This is a genomic window from Cedecea colo (genome assembly GCF_011808225.1).
GTDB lineage: Bacteria > Pseudomonadota > Gammaproteobacteria > Enterobacterales > Enterobacteriaceae > Dryocola > Dryocola colo.
The window spans coordinates 79,399-99,130 of sequence record NZ_SOYS01000012.1; the positions used below are offsets into that span (position 1 = coordinate 79,399).

General features: G+C 54.9%; 17 protein-coding genes. 5 read left to right on the forward strand and 12 right to left on the reverse strand.

The window, feature by feature from the left end:
* Positions 1-2 precede the first annotated feature (2 nt).
* From E2L00_RS19465 to E2L00_RS19490, 6 genes are all read right to left on the reverse strand, one after another.
* Positions 3-308: an ElaB/YgaM/YqjD family protein gene (locus E2L00_RS19465; RefSeq protein ID WP_167614598.1), complete on the reverse strand. Its 306-nt coding sequence runs from the start codon at positions 306-308 to the stop codon at positions 3-5.
* Positions 309-346: 38 nt separating this feature from the next.
* Entirely contained in the window at positions 347-715 is a 369-nt protein-coding gene (locus E2L00_RS19470; protein WP_167614599.1) for a DUF1090 domain-containing protein, read from the reverse strand.
* A 171-nt stretch (positions 716-886) separates the two neighbouring features.
* Entirely contained in the window at positions 887-1,264 is a 378-nt protein-coding gene (gene mzrA, locus E2L00_RS19475; RefSeq protein WP_167614600.1) for an EnvZ/OmpR regulon moderator MzrA, read from the reverse strand.
* A 10-nt stretch (positions 1,265-1,274) separates the two neighbouring features.
* Positions 1,275-1,937 carry a DedA family general envelope maintenance protein YqjA gene (gene yqjA / locus E2L00_RS19480; protein ID WP_167614601.1) on the reverse strand — a complete coding sequence of 221 codons (663 nt, stop codon included), beginning with the start codon at positions 1,935-1,937 and terminating at the stop codon, positions 1,275-1,277.
* Between the two features lie 335 nt (positions 1,938-2,272).
* Positions 2,273-3,049 carry a transcriptional regulator ExuR gene (gene exuR / locus E2L00_RS19485; RefSeq protein ID WP_167614602.1) on the reverse strand — a complete coding sequence of 259 codons (777 nt, stop codon included), beginning with the start codon at positions 3,047-3,049 and terminating at the stop codon, positions 2,273-2,275.
* A gap of 130 nt (positions 3,050-3,179) precedes the next feature.
* Positions 3,180-4,481 (reverse strand): MFS transporter, encoded by a 1,302-nt coding sequence (locus E2L00_RS19490; RefSeq protein ID WP_167614603.1) that lies wholly within the window; start codon positions 4,479-4,481, stop codon positions 3,180-3,182.
* A 484-nt stretch (positions 4,482-4,965) separates the two neighbouring features.
* Here E2L00_RS19490 and uxaC point away from each other — a divergent pair, with 484 nt between their 5' ends.
* The 3 genes from uxaC (at position 4,966) to E2L00_RS19505 (ending at position 8,528) form a co-directional block, all read left to right on the forward strand.
* Positions 4,966-6,375 (forward strand): glucuronate isomerase, encoded by a 1,410-nt coding sequence (gene uxaC, locus E2L00_RS19495; RefSeq protein ID WP_167614604.1) that lies wholly within the window; start codon positions 4,966-4,968, stop codon positions 6,373-6,375.
* An 18-nt stretch (positions 6,376-6,393) separates the two neighbouring features.
* Positions 6,394-7,881, forward strand: a complete 1,488-nt coding sequence (locus E2L00_RS19500) for a UxaA family hydrolase (RefSeq protein ID WP_167614605.1) — start codon at positions 6,394-6,396, stop codon at positions 7,879-7,881.
* 104 nt (positions 7,882-7,985) lie between these two features.
* Positions 7,986-8,528 carry a YgjV family protein gene (locus E2L00_RS19505; RefSeq protein ID WP_167614606.1) on the forward strand — a complete coding sequence of 181 codons (543 nt, stop codon included), beginning with the start codon at positions 7,986-7,988 and terminating at the stop codon, positions 8,526-8,528.
* A gap of 33 nt (positions 8,529-8,561) precedes the next feature.
* Here E2L00_RS19505 and sstT read toward each other — a convergent pair whose 3' ends face one another.
* The 4 genes from sstT to E2L00_RS19525 form a co-directional block, all read right to left on the reverse strand.
* Positions 8,562-9,806, reverse strand: coding sequence for a serine/threonine transporter SstT (sstT, locus tag E2L00_RS19510; protein ID WP_167614607.1), 1,245 nt, complete (start codon positions 9,804-9,806; stop codon positions 8,562-8,564).
* Between the two features lie 249 nt (positions 9,807-10,055).
* A complete protein-coding gene (locus tag E2L00_RS19515; RefSeq protein WP_167614608.1) occupies positions 10,056-11,024 on the reverse strand; it encodes a TerC family protein in 969 nt (322 codons plus the stop codon).
* Between the two features lie 262 nt (positions 11,025-11,286).
* Positions 11,287-12,285 carry a Gfo/Idh/MocA family protein gene (locus E2L00_RS19520; protein ID WP_167614609.1) on the reverse strand — a complete coding sequence of 333 codons (999 nt, stop codon included), beginning with the start codon at positions 12,283-12,285 and terminating at the stop codon, positions 11,287-11,289.
* 103 nt (positions 12,286-12,388) lie between these two features.
* Positions 12,389-12,889, reverse strand: coding sequence for a M48 metallopeptidase family protein (locus E2L00_RS19525; protein WP_167614610.1), 501 nt, complete (start codon positions 12,887-12,889; stop codon positions 12,389-12,391).
* Between the two features lie 84 nt (positions 12,890-12,973).
* Here E2L00_RS19525 and rlmG point away from each other — a divergent pair, with 84 nt between their 5' ends.
* On the forward strand, positions 12,974-14,110 hold the full coding sequence (gene rlmG, locus E2L00_RS19530; RefSeq protein ID WP_167614611.1) for a 23S rRNA (guanine(1835)-N(2))-methyltransferase RlmG: 1,137 nt from the start codon (positions 12,974-12,976) through the stop codon (positions 14,108-14,110).
* Here rlmG and E2L00_RS19535 read toward each other — a convergent pair.
* Both E2L00_RS19535 and E2L00_RS19540 read right to left on the reverse strand, forming a co-directional pair.
* Positions 14,107-16,125: an NADPH-dependent 2,4-dienoyl-CoA reductase gene (locus E2L00_RS19535; RefSeq protein ID WP_167614612.1), complete on the reverse strand. Its 2,019-nt coding sequence runs from the start codon at positions 16,123-16,125 to the stop codon at positions 14,107-14,109. The genes rlmG and E2L00_RS19535 overlap by 4 nt on opposite strands.
* A 247-nt stretch (positions 16,126-16,372) precedes the next feature.
* On the reverse strand, positions 16,373-17,875 hold the full coding sequence (locus E2L00_RS19540; protein WP_167614613.1) for a helicase HerA-like C-terminal domain-containing protein: 1,503 nt from the start codon (positions 17,873-17,875) through the stop codon (positions 16,373-16,375).
* A gap of 135 nt (positions 17,876-18,010) precedes the next feature.
* On the opposite strand from E2L00_RS19540, the gene E2L00_RS19545 reads away from it, so the two are divergent.
* On the forward strand, positions 18,011-19,660 hold the full coding sequence (locus E2L00_RS19545) for a dihydroxyacetone kinase subunit DhaK (protein WP_167614614.1): 1,650 nt from the start codon (positions 18,011-18,013) through the stop codon (positions 19,658-19,660).
* The last annotated feature ends 72 nt before the right edge of the window (positions 19,661-19,732 follow it).

Here is a 19,732-nt window from a genome sequence, read left to right on the forward strand (position 1 = left end):
AATCAGCGACGCGTCAGCAGAACGCCCAGCACGACGCCAATCGCCGCACCGATCCCAACGCCAGTCCATGGGTTTTCACGCACGTAATCCTCCGCTTTAGCCGCTGCTTCACGCGTTTGTTTCGCAATAACATCGCTGGTCTCGCCCAGGCGATAACGGCTTTCTTTAAGCGCCTTTTCCGCCTTGCCGCGCAGTTTTTCCAGTTCGCTTTTCGATTTATCCGTCGATGCGCTCAGCACCTCTTCAAGGGTATCTGCCAGGGATTTCAACTCAGCGCGTAAATGTTCTGATGTAGTATCTTTTGACATAGTTCTCTCTCCAGGTGTTTGAGGATAATCCTTAAGCTTTAGTAATCACGCGCTTCTAACGTTTTCAGCTCGTGTTCTGCTGCAGATAACTTTTGTTCCCGCTTGCTAATTTTGTCCGGGTCACCTTTCTGACGCGCTTTCTGAAGATCCGCTTTACGTTCGGCGATCTCTTCTTTTTGTTTGTTGATTTTCTTCTGATGCTCAGCGCGCAATCCGCTGTCGCTACAGTTAGCGCGCAGCTCTTTGAGCGCTTTGTTCAGACCGTCGATACGGTGCTGATTATGATGCTTTTCCGCATAGCCTATTTCACGTTGTATATCCGCCTCTTTCTCGCTGCACAACGAGGCAGCCTGCGTGGCGGAAGTGAGTGACAACAGAGCGATAGCCAGTACGGTACGGTAATTCATGATAGTGACCTTCCATTGTGATCGAGCGTAATGGCCGTAAAGCCTGACGCTCATAGTCCAGTAATGCTGATAAAGACGCTGATTTCTGACGCTTAACGCAAATTCAAGCATAGTCAGAAATTGGGTAAAAACCCAATCCCGGATTAACAAATTAAGAATTCTGAAGAGGGCTTAGCCGATGCGATCGCCGTGGTTACGCAGGCGCGACAGCCAGGTGCGGGCGCTGTTATCGTCATCGTGCTGCGCGATAACGTAGCCATGCGGCAGCGTTTTATAGAGCACCGCTTTGGCGGCTTCACTCTGCGCGCTGGAATCAAATTTAATCAATAACGAGTCGTTTTCCGGCGTAATGCTGTTAAAGCGAATGCCGTTGGCGTCCAGATGATGCCAGACAAAAAAACCATCAGGCATGCTAATGCCCTGCCGGCTGGCGCGGATTTGCAGGGTGGACTCCGTTCGTTGCATACCGGACCACACAAGACATGCGCTTGCAGCAAGGCAGACGAACAGCGCGGCCACCTGCAGACGACGCGTAAATTCTATTTTCATTGTTATTCCTCTAGCCGCGGTTACCGTATTTCTTACGCCAAAGCACAATTAACGAACCGATCAGGCCAAACACCAGCAGCACAACGGGCAGCAGCATCAGGCAGGACATCAAGGCATCTTCATATTTCAGGAACACCGGCGTTTTGCCGAGTAAATATCCCAGCGTGGTGAGGATCGCTACCCACAGCAGGGCGCTTATCCAGTTGAAAAACTGAAAGCGCGCGTTATTCAGACCAGAGATACCGGCAATAGTTGGTAACAGGGTGCGAACAAAAGCAATAAATCTGCCGATTAGCAGCGCGGACAGCCCATGTTTATGAAAAAGATTATGCGCGCGTTGGTGGTAATGGGCGGGAAGGTGCGAAAGCCAGTTCTGCACGATGCGCGTGTTTCCAAGCCAGCGCCCTTGAATATAGCTGAGCCAACAACCCAGGCTTGCTGCGGCCGTCAGTAAAATAATGGTTTCCGGAAAACCCATCGCGCCTTTAGCAATCAGCACGCCAACTAACACTAAAAGACTGTCACCCGGCAGAAAAGCGGCTGGAAGTAATCCATTTTCCAGAAAGAGAATCATGAACAAGACAAAATAGAGCATGCCAATCATCCCAGGATTTGCGAGCGTTTCAAAATCCTGGCTCCAAAGAGCGTTAAGCAGTTGCGTCAAAAGTTCCATTCAGTGTTCCTGGCACATCGATTAAGGTCGCCGGTTTAAATCGGGTCGGAGAAGTTTAACGGCATCGTCAGAATTTTTATTAAGCCGTCCGCGCCCACAGCCTGATGAAAGCGTATCGCCAACGTTCCCTGTGAAGGTGATACAGGCCGGTGAAGGATAAGCGAGCCTGCACCGACAGTGGAATTACGTCTAATTGTAACAAAGCCATGCGTAATGCGTCACAGTATTTATGCTCTGTTGCGCTTTGATTTTGCTTACCGGGGGCGGGGCTGGCGAGGGTATTTACAAACGCTGACACTATTGGTTGGTTTGCTTACCCTCGAACGAAGAAAGGACTATTTTTGACCGTTTGCCGCGGTATCAAGATGAACAACGGGATTTTCGGCAAACAGATAACGGTCGGCGTTGAATTCAAAGTCATCGCTGGTTGCGTTAAATAACATCTGCTTGGTATTTTCAAGATGCTGCCACATAGCGAGTTTTGCTGCGTGCGGATCTTTACGGATCAACGCCTTAAGGATGTTGTCATGATCATCGCACCAGTTGTCTACCGTGCGCTTATCGATATGTTCGTGAAGTTTTTGCCAGTAGGGGTTGTGAATACGCTGGCTCCACATTTTCTCAACGATTGCCGCCAGCGCGCTGTTCTGCGTAGCAAGGGCTACCTGAATATGAAAATTAAGATCCCATGCAGAATCACGGAAACTCTGCTCATTACGCGCCATTTCCTGAATTTCCATTAGCTTAACAATATCCTGCTTGGTAACCTGGGTCGCCGCGAACTCGGCGATATTGCTCTCAATAAGCTGGCGCGCCTGTAGCAGCTCGAAGGGACCAAAGCTTGCGAATTCGAAGCGTTCATCGGCTATATGGGTGTGTTTTGCCTGACTGGAAATAACGTGAATGCCCGAGCCTTTACGCACCTCCACATAGCCTTCCACTTCCAGCATGATAATCGCTTCGCGCACCACGGTGCGGCTGACGTTTTTCTCTTCAGCAATAAAGCGCTCCGCCGGAAGTTTATCACCCGGCTGGTATAAGCCACTTTCAATGCGATGTTTTAGCTCGGCGGCCAACTGTTGATAAAGGCGACGAGGTTCCATGACTTCCATAAACGGCTCCGGAGATACGGCGAGGCGAGATGATTTGTTATACCACTTTTCTCACCTTCGCTCCACCGCGCAGAGAGGGCCAGAAATGGAAAAAGCCGCCATAAAGGCGGCTTGATGAAGAAGGGCAGAATTAAGGCTGGGTGACAGCCGGGCCAGCCCTGTTTGTATTCGTCAGCTCGTTAATCGGTTGGTTCTTCAGCACGGTCCAGATAACAGCGGCGCCGAGCAGGTCAAACACGGCAAGCGCTGCGAACAGCGGACTAAAGCCAAGGGTATCCGCCAGCGCGCCCACCACCAGAGCAAACAGAGTACTTGCCGTCCATGCAGCCATACCGGTCAGGCCGTTGGCGGTTGCGACTTCGTTACGACCAAATACGTCTGAAGAAAGGGTAATCAGCGCGCCGGAAAGCGCCTGGTGAGCGAAGCCGCCGACGCACAGCAGGGCAATCGCTGCGTAAGGGCTGGTAAACAAACCGATAGTTCCTGGCCCAATCATCAGTACCGCGCCCATGGTCACTACCATTTTGCGGGAAACAATCAGGTTCACGCCAAACCAGCGCTGGAACAGAGGAGGAAGATAGCCGCCAAGGATACAGCCGAGGTCGGCGAACAGCATCGGCATCCAGGCGAACATCGCAATATGTTTTAAGTCAAAGCCATAGACTTTAAACATAAACAGCGGGATCCAGGCGTTGAACGTACCCCAGGCCGGTTCTGCCAGGAAACGCGGCAGGGCGATGCCCCAGAACTGGCGGTTCTGCACGATCTGCCAGGCTGACATTTTTTTGCTGTTGTTGACCTGGTGATGGGCTTCCTGGCCATCAATGATGTACGCGCGTTCATCTTCGGTTAATTTTTTCTGATCGCGAGGATGCTTGTAAAAGAACAGCCAGGCCATCGCCCAGGCAAAGCTCAGCACGCCGGAAATCACAAAGGCCATCTGCCAGCTATGCATCAGAATTGCCCACACGACCAGCGGTGGAGCGACCATCGCGCCGATAGAAGAACCGACGTTAAAATAGCCTACCGCAATAGAACGTTCTTTTGCCGGGAACCATTCGCTGCTGGCTTTCAGGCCGGCTGGGATCATCGCGGCTTCTGCGGCGCCGACTGCGCCACGCGCCACGGCCAACCCGCCCCAGCTTCCCGCCAGCGCCGTTGCGCCACAGAATATGGCCCAGGCGATAGCGAAGAAGGCGTAACCGATTTTTGTACCAAGAATATCAAGGATATAGCCCGCAACAGGCTGCATGATGGTATAGCAGGCCGAATAGGCCGCGATAATATAAGAATATTGCTGAGTGGAGATGTGCAACTCCTGCATCAGCGTCGGTGCGGCGGCGGCCACGGTATTACGAGTTAGATAGCCCAGCACGGTGCCCAGCGTTACTAACGCAATCATGTACCAGCGTAAGCCTTTAATCTTTCGCATTTCTAACCTCATCCCGTCTTATAAACAACCACGCAAACGTGGCCGTAGGTGTCAGGCTGTGCCTGAGCGTTAGTTATTGGTGGGGTTCATGCCGGGGTGATACCCGATAAGACCCGTATATTGCCATTTGAAAAAGTGCCTTCGGCAAATCCGGCGTCCGTACCGTTGTGCGCTGTTCGGTATGCCAGCGCCTGAAGCTGTCCGTAGTCAGAGATAGTGCGACGGCAGCAAGATAACTTGTCATACAGCTTTAAAAGTTGAGTGACATCACAAAAGCGTTTTTCAGCTCCCTCCATGGAAGTAGCGGCTTCGGGACCAGTAATGGCGCGGGTCCGGGGCGTTTTTTAGCCAAAATATTGTCAATAATTGTGAGGTTTTTGTGATGCACACCCCAAAAATCCATTCGGTCCGCGTAAATTGGTGTGATAACTTTATCCACATTATGCGCAAGCATCGAACCGATACGTACAGAGGAAGCACATCCATGAACCAGTTTATGACTGAAGATTTTCTTCTTGATACCGAATTCGCCCGCCGTCTGTTCCATGAATATGCTAAGGACGAGCCGATTTTTGACTACCACTGCCATCTACCGCCGCAGCAGGTCGCGGAAAATTACCGCTTTAAAAACCTGTATGACATCTGGTTAAAAGGCGATCACTACAAGTGGCGCGCGATGCGCACTAACGGGGTGGCAGAGCGCCTGTGTACCGGCGATGCGAGCGATCGCGAAAAGTTCGACGCCTGGGCTGCGACCGTGCCGCATACCATCGGCAACCCGCTCTATCACTGGACGCACCTGGAATTGCGCCGTCCTTTTGGCATTACCGGCAAGCTGCTTTCTCCTGCGACCGCCGATGAAATCTGGAGCCAGTGCAACGATCTGCTGGCGCAGGACGATTTCACCGCCCGCGGCATCATGAAACAGATGAACGTGAAAATGGTGGGCACTACCGACGATCCCGTTGACGATCTGCGCTATCACCGCCAGGTTGCAGAAGACGGTTTTGCTATCAAAGTGCTGCCAAGCTGGCGCCCGGACAAAGCCTTCAATATCGAACAGCCGACTTTTGCCGACTACATGAGTAAACTGGCTGAAGTCTCTGATACCAATATCCGTCGTTTCAGCGATCTGCAAGCCGCGCTGAGCAAACGTCTCGACCACTTCGCCGCTCATGGCTGCAAGGTATCGGACCACGCGCTGGATGTGGTGCTGTTTGCCGAAGCGGATGAAGCCACGCTTGATGGCATTCTGGCGAGCCGTCTGTCCGGCAATGCGTTAAGCGAACATGAAGTGGCGCAGTTTAAAACGGCCGTGCTGGTCTGGCTGGGGGCGGAATACAGCCGTCGCGGCTGGGTGCAGCAGTACCACATCGGCGCGCTGCGCAACAACAACCTGCGCCAGTTCAAACTGCTGGGTGCGGACGTGGGTTTCGACTCCATCAACGATCGTCCGCTGGCCGTTGAGCTGTCCCGCCTGCTCAGCAAGCAGAACGAAAGCAACGAACTGCCCAAAACCATTCTTTACTGCCTGAACCCGCGTGATAACGAAGTGATCGGCACCATGGTCGGCAACTTCCAGGGCGAAGGAATGCCGGGAAAAATGCAGTTTGGTTCCGGCTGGTGGTTTAACGATCAGAAAGACGGCATGGAACGCCAGATGACGCAGCTTGCGCAGCTGGGGCTGCTGAGCCGTTTCGTCGGCATGCTGACCGACAGCCGCAGCTTCCTTTCCTACACCCGTCATGAATATTTCCGCCGTATCCTGTGCCAGATGATTGGCCGCTGGGTTAGCGCGGGTGAGGCGCCAGCCGACATTAACCTGCTTGGCGAAATGGTGAAAAACATCTGCTTTAACAATGCCCGTGATTACTTCGGCATTGAACTGAACTAATCAGGCACTGAGGGTGATATGCAATATATTAAGATCCATTCGCAGGATAACGTCGCCGTCGCGTTAGTGGACCTGGCTGAAGGCGAAGTTGTGGCCGTTGAAGGCGCAGAGGTTACCCTGCGCCAGCCGGTCGCGCGTGGCCACAAATTCGCTCTGGGCGCGATTGCTCAGGGCGAAAACGTCATCAAGTATGGCCTGCCGATTGGCCATGCTTTGGCGGCGATTGAAGCGGGTGAACACATTCACTCGCACAATGCGCGTACCAATCTGAGCGATCTGGACGAGTATCGCTATCAACCCGATTTCCAGACGCTGGCAGCGCAGGCTGCGGATCGTGACGTGAATATCTATCGCCGCAGCAACGGCGCGGTTGGCGTGCGCAACGAACTGTGGATCCTGCCGACCGTAGGCTGCGTGAACGGTATAGCACGGCAGATCCAGAATCGTTTCCTGAAGCAGAACAACGACGCGGAAGATATCGACGGCGTCTTTTTGTTCGGCCACCCGTTCGGCTGCTCGCAGCTGGGCGAAGACCACATCAATACCCGCACCATGCTGCAAAACATGGTGCATCACCCGAATGCGGGGGCGGTGCTGGTGATTGGCCTGGGCTGTGAGAACAACCAGGTTGACGCCTTCCGCGAAACGCTTGGCGACTACGACCCGCAGCGTGTCCACTTTATGATCTGCCAGCAGCAGGACGACGAAGTGGAAGCGGGGCTGGAACAGCTACAGCAGCTTTATGAAGCAATGCGCCACGACAAACGCGAGGCGGGCAAACTCAGCGAGCTGAAATTCGGCCTGGAGTGCGGCGGTTCAGACGGGCTGTCCGGAATCACCGCCAACCCTATGCTCGGGCGTTTCTCTGATTATATGGTGGCAAACGGCGGGACAACCGTGCTGACGGAAGTGCCGGAAATGTTCGGCGCGGAACGCATTCTGATGAGCCACTGCCGCGACGAAGCAACGTTTGAAAAAACCGTGACGATGGTAAACGACTTCAAACAGTATTTTATCGCGCACAATCAGCCTATTTATGAAAACCCATCGCCCGGCAACAAGGCAGGGGGAATTACCACCCTTGAAGAAAAATCACTTGGCTGCACGCAAAAAGCCGGAGAAAGCAAGGTGGTGGACGTGCTGCGCTACGGTGAGCGTTTAAAAACGCCAGGACTGAATCTGCTAAGCGCCCCGGGTAACGACGCGGTAGCGACCAGCGCGCTAGCGGGCGCAGGCTGCCATATGGTGCTGTTCAGCACCGGACGAGGCACGCCTTACGGCGGTTTTGTGCCAACGGTGAAAATCGCCACTAACAGCGAGCTGGCGGCAAAGAAACCGCACTGGATAGATTTTGACGCCGGGCAATTGCTTCATGGGAGCGATATGCCAACGCTGTTAACCCGGTTTATCGATGCCATCGTTGATATTGCTAACGGCAAAAAGAGCTGCAACGAACGTAATGACTTCCGTGAACTCGCCATCTTCAAAAGTGGCGTGACGTTGTAAGTTGCTCTGTAGAGCAGGTAAGCAACGCGTCACCCGCCAGTTTTTGGTGGGTGACGCTGCCGCTTATCTCTCCTCCGCAGCCCTGAGGCTGGTAAGGACATGGCATGAGCGCATATTGGATTGCCCAGGGCGTCGGCGTACTCGCTTTCCTGGTCGGGATAACCACTTTTATTAACCGCGATGAGCGGCGTTTCAAGCTTCAACTCGCGGGCTACAGCGCTATTATTGGCCTGCACTTCTTTCTGATGGGCGCAACGCCTGCAGGCATGAGCGCTGAGCTCAATGCTATTCGCACCGTCATCTCTTTACGTACCCGCAGCCTGTGGATAATGACGATTTTTATCGCGCTGACGCTTGGCCTTGGGCTGATGAAAATTAACCATCTTATTGAACTGCTGCCGATTATTGGCACAGTGGCCAGCACCTGGGCGCTGTTTCGCTGCAAAGGGCTGACAACTCGCTGTGTTATGTGGTGTTCCACTGCCTGTTGGGTGACGCATAATTTCTGGTTAGGATCGATCGGCGGAACGCTAATAGAAGGCAGTTTTCTGGTGATGAACGGCCTGAATATTATACGGTTCTGGAGGATGCAGAGGCGAGGCATTGACCCGTTTAGCGTGGAAGAGAAAGTGCAGGGCCAGGAATAACTCCCCGCCGCGACCGACGGGGAGAAATAAAGATTAACCGCGTAAAGGCGCTTTGCTCGCCAGACGCGCATCTTCTGCCTGACATGCGGCTGCGGTGAACAGCACATCGGTAGAGGAGTTAAGCGCGGTTTCGCAGGAATCCTGCAACACGCCGATGATAAAGCCAACCGCTACGACCTGCATGGCAATCTCGTTAGGAATACCGAACATGCCGCACGCCAGTGGGATCAGCAGTAACGAACCGCCCGCCACGCCCGAAGCACCACAGGCGCACAGCGAGGCCACGACGCTCAGCAATAATGCTGTCGGCAGGTCTACCGCTATGCCCAGAGTATGAACAGCCGCCAGCGTCAGCACGGTGACGGTAATAGCCGCGCCCGCCATGTTGATGGTGGCGCCAAGTGGAATGGATACCGAATAGGTATCGCGGTCCAGGTTCAGCTTTTCACACAGGGTCATGTTGACTGGAATGTTAGCGGCGGAGCTGCGGGTAAAGAAGGCGTAAACGCCGCTTTCACGCAGGCAGGTAAACACCAGAGGGTACGGGTTGCGGCGGATTTTGTACCACACCAGCAGCGGGTTGACGATTAGCGCGACGCCCAGCATACAGCCAACGAGCACCAGCAGCAGCTGTGCATAGCTCCACAGCGTTTCAAACCCGGTGGTAGCGAGGGTTGAAGCAACCAGCCCGAAGATACCGATCGGCGCAAAGCGAATCACCACCCTGACAAGGAAGGTCACTGCACCAGAAAAGTCGTTAATCAGGTTTTTGGTGGTTTCATTCCCGTGACGCAGGGCGAAGCCCAGACCCACAGCCCACACCAGAATACCGATATAGTTAGCGTTTAACAGCGCATCAATCGGATTGGAAACCATGCTCATCAGCAGGCCGCGCAGAACTTCAACGATGCCGGAAGGCGGGGTGATATCCGTTGCGCCAGCGACGAGATGCAGCGAGGAAGGAAAAATAAAGCTGACGACGACGGCAGTCAGCGCCGCAGCAAAGGTTCCCAGCAGATAAAGGAACAAAATAGGGCGAATACTGGTTTTTTGTCCGTGCTGATGGTTGGCGATAGACGCCATCACCAGCATCAGAACCAGCACCGGCGCGACGGCCTTCAGGGCGCCAACGAACAGCGTACCTAACAAGCCTGTCGCAATAGCGGTAGGTTTTGAAACCAGCGCCAGCGCAATGCCGAGCACCAGACCAACCAGAATCTGTTTGACCAGACTGCCCTGCGCCAGGCGCTTAAACAGTCCCGGAGATTGTGTTGCCATGTAATACCTTCCTGTAGTGTGTCTTCTCATTCCGCCGCGGTACTCTGGGGCACTTCAGTGAGCGGATGTAAAAAAATGTGTTTGCCCGGTCGAGTATAAGGAAAAGTGGCGCAGCAGGAAGCGTTAATGACTAAATATTTAGCGTCTATCCAGGTTTTATAACTGTTTGTTAACAATATTGTGACATTGTCGACAGATCGCGCTCAGACAGACCTCTCTCCCTGAAGGAGAGAGGTCAAGGGGCAGGGATTATTCCGACAGTTTCTTGCGATCGTTACGCGCGTTTACTACAGCATTAATTACCAGCGTCAGCGCCAGAATACCGCCCACCACGCCCAAAGAAATCGCAATCGGGATATGCCAGAAATCGACAATTAACATCTTCACGCCGATAAACACCAGGATAACCGACAGGCCATACTTCAGCATCGAGAAGCGTTCTGCCACACCGGCCAGCAGGAAATACATGGCGCGCAGGCCGAGGATCGCGAACAGGTTAGACGTCAGCACGATAAACGGGTCGGTAGTGACCGCGAAGATCGCCGGGATGCTGTCCACCGCAAAAATCACATCGCTCAGCTCAACCAGAATCAGCACCAGCAGCAGCGGGGTGGCGAATAGCAGGCCATTTTTGCGCACGAAAAAATGCTCGCCTTCGATTTTGTCCGTCATACGCAGATGACCACGCAGCCAGCGCACCAGCGGTTTGTCGCCAATACCGCCTTCGTCTTCTTTCGCCAGCGCCATTTTGATGCCGGTGAACAGCAGGAACGCGCCGAACACGTAGAGCAACCACTCAAACTGCGTGATAAGCCAGCTACCTGCGAAGATCATCACCGTACGCAGCGCAATCGCGCCCAGCACGCCGTAGATCAGCACGCGGCGCTGCAAGGCAGCGGGAACGGAGAAATAGCTAAACAGCATCAGCCAGACGAAGACGTTATCTACCGCCAGCGCTTTTTCAATCAAATAACCGGTGAGGAAGGCGAGAGCCTGGATATCCGCCACTTCGCGCCCGGAAGTACCGGTGAGATACCACCAGAAAGCGGCGTTAAACAGCAGGGAGAGCGTAACCCACACCATGGACCAAGCGGCGGCCTGCTTCATAGACATGGTATGCGAGCCTTTACGGCCCTGAAGCAGGAGGTCGATTGCCAGCATGATGACAACGACAACGGCAAAACCGCCCCACAGTAACGGCGTGCCAACACTATTCATAAGAGATTCCTTGAAAACAAAAACGGCCAACGTCGGAAGACGCCAGCCGCTTTCGCTTGCAACAGGGATCTCGCCTTCCGGCAAGGTCTCACTTACAACGCGGAATCGTTTTTAAGTAAAAAACCATTCCCATTGCCCGGTAACCGGGTGCTGAGCACCGTAATGACGATTAACCGGCAACGAAGTTACTCCCCTTTGCGCGTAACAAAATATTACGAGACATATATGCCGTCAATGCTCTGCCAGATACCCTTACACAGCTTTACGCCGTGAGGGACGCAGGAACGTCATCCGCCGGGAATTTCACCCCGGTTTGCGCACGGATTTCTGTGGCTAACGCAGAGGTAATGCGCGACGTGACCAGCCCCGGATGATTCACCTCGTTGTCCGCCACCAGGCGAGCAAAGGTTTCGGCTTCATACAGCATGGTATTGATATGCTGCGGCAGGGAGAGATCCTGCGGCTTGCCGCCGCGCGGCACAAAGGTGATGCGCTGGCATTCAGAAATCTTCTCAATAACTAAACTACCCGCTTCGCCCTGGATCTCGCTTGGAATCACCGAATCACTTACTTTCGAGTGCAGCAGATTTACGTCGAAATCGCCGTAGTTCATCTGCACGGAACCGTGGGCATCCACACCGCTTTCCAGCAGGCTGGCCGTGGCATGTACAGAATGCGGCTGGCCCCACAGCGCCACGGCTGACGCCAGGGTATAGAAACCGATATCCATAATTGAGCCGTTGGACCAGGCCGGATTAAAGGTATTTGGGTTTTCACCGTCCAGATAGCGCTGATAGCGTGAGGAATACTGGCAGTAGTTGAGCAGCACCTTGCGGATCTTGCCGACCTTCGGCAGCGCCTGTTGCAGAGCGATAAAATTCGGCAGGCTCGCGGTTTTAAACGCTTCGAACAGTACCACCTGGTTTTCGCGCGCGCAGGCGATGGCGGCCTCCACTTCACGAATATTAGAAGCAAGCGGCTTCTCGCAAATTACATGCTTCTTATGACGCAAAAACAGCAGGCTTTGCGGCGCATGCAGGGCGTTCGGACTGGCGATATAAACCGCGTCAATCGCCTCGCTCTTTGCCATCGCGTCAAGATCGGTAAACAGATGCTCAACCGGATAATCGTTGGCAAAGGTCTGCGCCTGCTCAAGGGTGCGGGAATAGATCGCGGTGAGTTTAAAGCGGCCGCTTTCGTGGGCGGCATCGACGAACTGACGGGTGATCCAGTTAGTTCCAACCACAGCAATACGTATCATAGACGGTCATCTCTCCGTTTTAGCTGGCGGGTGGCGCACTGCTTACCCGTCCTACATTTATGCAAATCAGGATGGATAAGCGCAAGCGCCATCCACCATTGTGTTATGCCGATCCTTTTAACGCCAGCTGCGTCAGCCACAGACGCGTATCAAATTCGAGCTGGTGATACTGCGGTTCCATATGGCAGCACAGCGAATAAAACGCCTTGTTGTGATCTTTCTCTTTCAGGTGGGCCAGCTCATGCACCACGATCATGCGCAGAAAGGCTTCGGGCGCGGATTTGAAAACTGTCGCCACGCGAATCTCTGCTTTTGCCTTGAGCTTGCCGCCCTGCACGCGGGAAATCGCCGTATGCAGCCCCAGCGCGTTATTCAGCACGTGAATTTTATTGTCATAAGCTACTTTGTTAACGGGCGGCGCGTTGCGCAGATACTGACTTTTCAGATCCTGCGTGTAGGCGTAAAGCGCTTTATCCGTCGCGACGTTATGGGCATCGGGATAACGTTTTTGCAGCACTTCGCCAAGGCGCTGTTCGGCAATCAGCGTACGAACCTGGGAGAGCAAATGCTCGGGATAGCCGTTTAAGTAAATCAGTTCGCTCATTCATACGCTCTTGAGAAGGAAAAAAGGTATACTCACGCCCCCCGTTCGGGGATAACGCAAAAATTTTACCATCCAGGAGGGCCGATGAGCCAATCAGACAACGGTTTCCGTTCACTGACACTAAAACGTTTCCCGGAAACGGACGACGTCAACCCGCTGCAGGCGTGGGAAGCGGCGGATGATTATCTGCTGCAACAGCTGGACGACACCGAAATCAGCGGCCCGGTCCTGATTTTTAACGATACTTTCGGTGCGCTTGCCTGCGTGCTGGCCGAACACCAACCTTACAGCATCAGCGACTCTTATCTTAGCGAGCTGGCAACCCGTCAGAACCTGAGCAATAACGAGATCCCTGAATCCAGCGTTACCTTCGTGGACAGTACGGCGAAATACCCGGACGCACCGGCTATCGTGCTGATCAAGATCCCTAAAACGCTGGCGCTGCTGGAGCAGCAGCTGCGCGCCCTGCGTAAAGTGGTGACGCCTGAAACGCGTATTATCGCTGGCGCCAAAGCTCGTGATATTCATAACTCCACGCTGGAACTGTTCGAGAAAATCCTCGGGCCAACCACCACTACGCTGGCCTGGAAAAAAGCGCGCCTGATTAACGGCACCTTTACCAGGCCGGATCTGAAAGATGCGCCGGAAACCCTGAGCTGGAAGCTGGCAGGCACGCCGTGGACCATCCATAACCACGCGAACGTTTTCTCCCGCACGGGCCTGGATATTGGCGCGCGTTTCTTTATCGAGAATCTGCCGACTGGCCTGCAAGGTGAGATTGTGGATCTGGGCTGCGGTAACGGCGTGGTAGGTTTGCACCTGCTGGAGCAGAACCCGGAGGCGAAAGTGGTATTTGTTGATGAATCGCCAATGGCGGTGGCATCCAGCCGCCTGAACGTTGAAACCAACATGCCGGAAAACCTTGACCGCTGCGAGTTCATGATTAACAACGCGCTGTCCGGCGTGGAGCCTTACCGCTTCGACACTATTCTGTGCAATCCGCCGTTCCACCAGCAGCATGCGCTGACCGATCAGGTTGCGTGGGAGATGTTCCACCACGCTCGCCGCTGCCTGGTAAACAACGGCGCGCTGTACATCGTGGCCAACCGCCACCTGGACTACTTCCGCAAGCTGAAGAAAATTTTCGGCAACTGCGAAACCGTGGCTTCCAACACCAAATTCGTGGTGTTAAAAGCCGTGAAGCTGGGTCGCCATCGCTAAATTTCCAGTGCTAAACGGGTGCCCTGCGCGATTGCGCGCCGGGCATCCAACTCCATCGCCACATCCGCCCCGCCTATCAGATGCAGCGTTTTCCCCAGCTCGCGCAGCGGCTCCGCCAGTTCGCGCTTAGGATCCTGCCCGGCGCAGATAATCACGTTATCCACCGCTAAAGTCTGCGGTTCGCCGCCAACCGTGATGTGCAGCCCTTCGTCATCAATGCGTTCATAGCTCACGCCTGCCAGCATTTTCACGCCGCGCGCCAGAAGCGTGGTGCGATGTATCCAGCCCGTTGTTTTACCCAGGCCTTCACCCGGTTTACTGGTTTTACGCTGCAGCATCACAATCTGGCGCGGACTTTTCGTCAGATGCGCACCCTCCGGGCGCAGGCCACCCGCGTGTTGCAGGCTGGTATCAATTCCCCATTCTACGCAAAACTCAGCGATATTCTGGCTGGTGGATTCGCCTTGCTGGCTCAGATACATCGCTGCATCAAAGCCAATCCCGCCCGCGCCGATAATCGCCACCCGCTCGCCGACCGGGGCTTTATCGCGCAGTACATCGACGTAGCTAAGCACTTTAGGATGCATAATTCCGTCGATAAGCGGCATACGCGGCTCGATGCCGCAGGCGAGAACCACCTCGTCGAACTCCTGCAACATCGGCGCGGTGACGTATTGATTCAGGCGGATTTCAACGCCCGTCAGGCGCAGCATGCGGCGGTAATAACGCAGCGTTTCATTGAACTCTTCTTTACCGGGAATTTGCCTGGCGATATTAAACTGCCCGCCGATCTCTGCCGCCGCGTCGAACAGCGTGACCTGATACCCGCGCGCCGCTGCATTCACCGCAAAGGCCAGCCCGGCCGGGCCCGCGCCGACAACCGCCAGGTTTTTGATGGTCTGAACCGGAACAATCGGCATTTTAGTTTCATGGCAGGCGCGCGGGTTAACCAGACATGAAGTTACTTTGCCCATAAAAATCCGATCGAGGCACGCCTGATTACAGCCGATGCAGGTATTAATTTCATCTTCACGACCCTGTTGCGCCTTCGACACCAGCTCGGCATCCGCCAGGAAAGGCCGCGCCATTGACACCATATCCGCATCGCCGCTGGCGAGGATCGCTTCGGCGGTTTTCGGATCGTTAATACGGTTGGTGGTCACCAGCGGGATCGAAACCAGACCTTTAAGCTTGCGCGTCACCCAGCTAAAGGCACCGCGAGGAACGGGCGTGGCGATGGTTGGAATGCGCGCCTCGTGCCAGCCAATACCGGTGTTAATCAGCGTCGCGCCCGCTGCTTCAACCGCTTTGGCAAGCTGCACGGCTTCGTCAAAGGTGCCGCCGCCTTCGACCAGGTCGAGCATTGAAAGACGATAGATAATGATGAAATCCGAGCCGACTCTTTCCCGCACGGCGCGTACAACCTCAATGGCAAACCGCATACGGCGCGGGTAATCACCGCCCCATTCGTCGTCGCGCTGGTTGGTGCGGGCGGCTAGAAACTGGTTAATCAGATAGCCTTCGGAACCCATAATTTCCACGCCGTCGTACCCGGCCTGTTTTGCAAGTCCCGCACAGCGGGCAAAATCCTCAATCAGCGCCAGAATTTCGCCGTGCGTCAGCGCGTGGGGCTTAAAGCGGTTTATGGGTGCCTGAATGGCCGAAGGTGCAACCGGGTTGGGCTGATAGCTGTAACGCCCGGTGTGCAGAATTTGCAGGGCAATCTTACCGCCTGCAAGATGCACCGCATCGGTGACCACCCGATGATGAGAAAGCTGGCTTTCATCGTTCAGCACCGCGCCGCTTTCCACGCCAACGCCGGAAGGCGAGGGGGCAATGCCGCCGGTGACAATCAGCGCCACGCCATGACGAGCGCGCTCGGCATAAAACGCCGCCAGCCGTTCGGCACCGTTGGGATGTTCTTCAAGCCCGGTATGCATGGAACCCATCAGCACGCGGTTTTTCAGAGTAGTAAAGCCAAGGTCAAGCGGGGCGAACAGCGACGGATAGCTCATATTCTCTTCCTGGAAATTTATAATAGTTATGTGGTCGGATGAGTTAACAATTTAGCTACATCCTGGCGCAATGGGAAAAGGAGATTGACTGATTGTGATGGGATTCAAAGAACTGTGTGCCGGGAAGAGGAGATATAGTCGTAGGACGAATAAGCCTGCGTCATCCGCCTGCTTTCAATGTGCAGTTGGTGGATGGCGCCGTGCTTCCGCCCTACCAAAATGAGGGGAATGGCCGGGGTAAGAGTAATTAACGTCTGCGACCGCCCATAATACTCCCCAGCACGCCGCGAATAATCTGCCTGGTCACCTGCCGGGCTGCGCTCTTCGCCATTGTCTGCACCACGCCGTCTTTCTTGCCGCCGCGCGGCCCGGTGGTGCCAAACAGAATATCTTTCAGGCCACCAAGGATGCCGCTGTCCACCGCGACCGCGTTGCCTTTAGCCGGGGGCGCATTCTGCTGTTCGCCCGCCGTCTGCACGCCTTTTTGCAGCCGTTCATAGGTGGACTCGCGATCCACTGCCTCATCGTATTTGCCATACAGCGGAGAATGATTCAGCAGGCCGTTGCGCTCATCGTCTGTTAACGGCCCCATGCGTGAACAGGGCGCAATTACCATCACACGCTCCACGACAGACGGGCTGCCTTTCTCGTCAAGAAAAGAGACCAGCGCCTCGCCGGTGCCAAGCTCCTGAATCGCCTTTTCGGTATCAAACGCCGGATTAGCGCGCATGGTTTGCGCGGCAGTTTTCACCGCCTTCTGATCTTTTGGCGTAAAGGCGCGTAACGCGTGCTGAACGCGGTTGCCCAACTGCCCCAGAACGGTATCGGGAACATCCGACGGATTCTGGGAAACGAAATAAACCCCAACGCCTTTGGAACGGATAAGGCGAATCACCTGCTCGATTTTATCCAGCAGCACCTGCGGGGCATCGTTAAACAGCAGGTGCGCCTCATCAAAGAAAAACACCAGCTTTGGTTTATCCAGATCGCCCGCTTCCGGAAGCTGTTCGTACACTTCTGAAAGCATCCACAGCAGGCTTGCGGCGTAAAGCTTAGGCATCTGGTAGAGCTTTTCCGCCGAGAGAATATTGATGATACCTTTGCCGTCGGCGCTGGTGCGCAGCCAGTCTTTAATATCCAGCATCGGCTCACCAAAGAAATGTTCCGCACCCTGCTGTTCAAGCTGCAACAGCCCGCGCTGAATGGTGCCCACGGAGGCGCTGCTGATATTGCCGTACTGGTTCTGGAAGGACTTCGCGTTATCGCCGATATACTGCGTGGCGGCGCGCAGATCTTTAAAATCGAGCAGCAGCAGGCCCTGGTCATCAGCAATGCGGAAGATGATTTGCAGCACGCCGGACTGCACCTCGTTGAGGTTCAATAATCGGGAAAACAGCAGCGGCCCGAGATCTGATACGGTGGCCCGCACCGGGTGGCCCTTCTCGCCAAAGATATCCCACAGCACCACCGGATTACCGTGCGGCGACCAGTCCGTCACGCCGATTTTTGTAAGCCTTGCGAGCAACTTTTCTGACTGCGCGCCTGCTTCGGCCACGCCGGTTAAATCGCCTTTCACATCGGCCATAAATACCGGCACGCCGATTGCTGAGAAGGATTCGGCCAGTTTTTGCAGCGTGACCGTTTTGCCGGTGCCCGTCGCACCGGTAATCAGTCCGTGGCGGTTTGCCATCTCAGGCAATAAATGACGTTCTTTATCGATAGTTCTGGCAATCAGCAGCGGCGCGGTCATGATTGGTTCCCTGGGGCGACATTTCCATAATCATAGCAATCTCATAGAGAACGTCATTAGCACCTTCCCAGGTTTGCGGCAGGCCTCGCAACAGAGTCTATGCTTTTCATACGACTTACAAAAATTCAGGAAACTATGTCCAGATTCTTCTTTAATGACCGCCAGCAACTGGTCAACGATGCCATAGAAGGCGTTATTATCAGCTCCCGCTACCGCAATCTGACGCGCCTTGAGATAGATCCCGCCATCCGCGTAGTGGTGCGTAACGACTGGGATAAAAGCAAAGTCGCGATTATTTCCGGCGGTGGCTCAGGCCACGAACCCGCGCACGTAGGTTTTGTGGGAAGAGGTATGCTCACCGCCGCCGTGTGTGGCGACCTGTTCGCCTCGCCAAGCGTGGATGCGGTGCTGAACGCCATCGTGGCCGTAACCGGCGACCGCGGCTGCCTGTTGATTGTGAAAAACTACACGGGCGATCGCCTGAACTTCGGCCTCGCCGCGGAAAAAGCCAAAAAACACGGCCTGAAGGTTGAGATGGTGATCGTCGGCGACGACATCTCCCTGCCGGATAACAAACAGCCGCGTGGCATCGCCGGAACGGCGCTGGTGCACAAAATTGCGGGCTTTGCCGCAGAACAGGGGAAATCCCTGAGCGATGTAAAAGAGATTGCGCAGCAGGCCTGCGACAGCGTGGCCAGCATGGGCGTGGCGATGCAGACCTGCAACCTGCCGGGCAGCGTTGACGAAGAAGGGCGCATTAAAGGCGGCCACGTCGAGCTGGGGCTGGGCATTCACGGCGAGCCGGGCGCCAGCACCATCGATACGCAGAACAGCAAGGAAATTATTGCCACGCTGGTAAAACACCTGCGTCAAAAAACCGGCGCAAATGCAAAGCTTGCGGTGCTGATCAACAACCTCGGCGGCGTGTCGTCGCTGGAAATGGCGCTGCTGACCAGAGAGCTGGCGCATTCCGCTCTTAAAGATCAGCTTGCGTATCTTATCGGCCCCGCGCCGCTGGTGAGCGCACTGGATATGAAAGGTTTCTCGCTCTCTGCCATTGCCCTGAATGAGAACTTTATCAAAGCGTTGCTGGCCGATGTGGAAACCGCAGGCTGGCAACCGATGGTGAAACACCTGGCGATGCCAATGCAAAAACATAGTTTGCTGCGTCGTGAAGTGGAAATAACGCCGTCTGACAACGCTGCCGTCAAAGCGCTGGTGGCTAGCGTGACCAAAACGCTTATCGGCCAGGAAAATCACCTTAACGCGCTGGATGCGAAAGTGGGCGACGGCGATACCGGCTCCACGTTCGCCGAAGGAGCGCGAGATATTGCGCAGCTAAACGAGCAGGGCGAACTGCCGCTGAACGATGCGGCAGCCCTGCTGGAGCTGGTGGGCGACAGGCTGGCAACGGTGATGGGCGGCTCAAGCGGCGTGCTGATGTCCATCTTTTTTACCGCCGCTGGGCAAAAGGTAGGTGAGAAAAAGCCGTTGCCGGAAGCATTACTCTTTGGCCTTGAGCAGATGAAACGCTACGGCGGCGCGGATCTGGGCGACAGAACGCTTATCGATGCATTGCAACCCGCGTTGGAAGCACTGAAGAATACAGACCTGCAAGCCGCAGCGAAAGCTGCGCAGGAAGGCGCAGACGCAACGGCGAAAATGCAAAAGGCCAACGCGGGGCGCTCGTCCTATGTGAACAGCGGCAACCTGGACGGCGTAAAAGACCCGGGCGCGGTGGCCGTGGCCGAGGTGTTTGCAGACCTGGTGAAATCTGTGGCGTAGGTCGGATAAGCGCAGCGCCATCCGACGCCTTAAGCCATCCGGCACTCAAAACGTAAAGGCTCCGAAACGGAG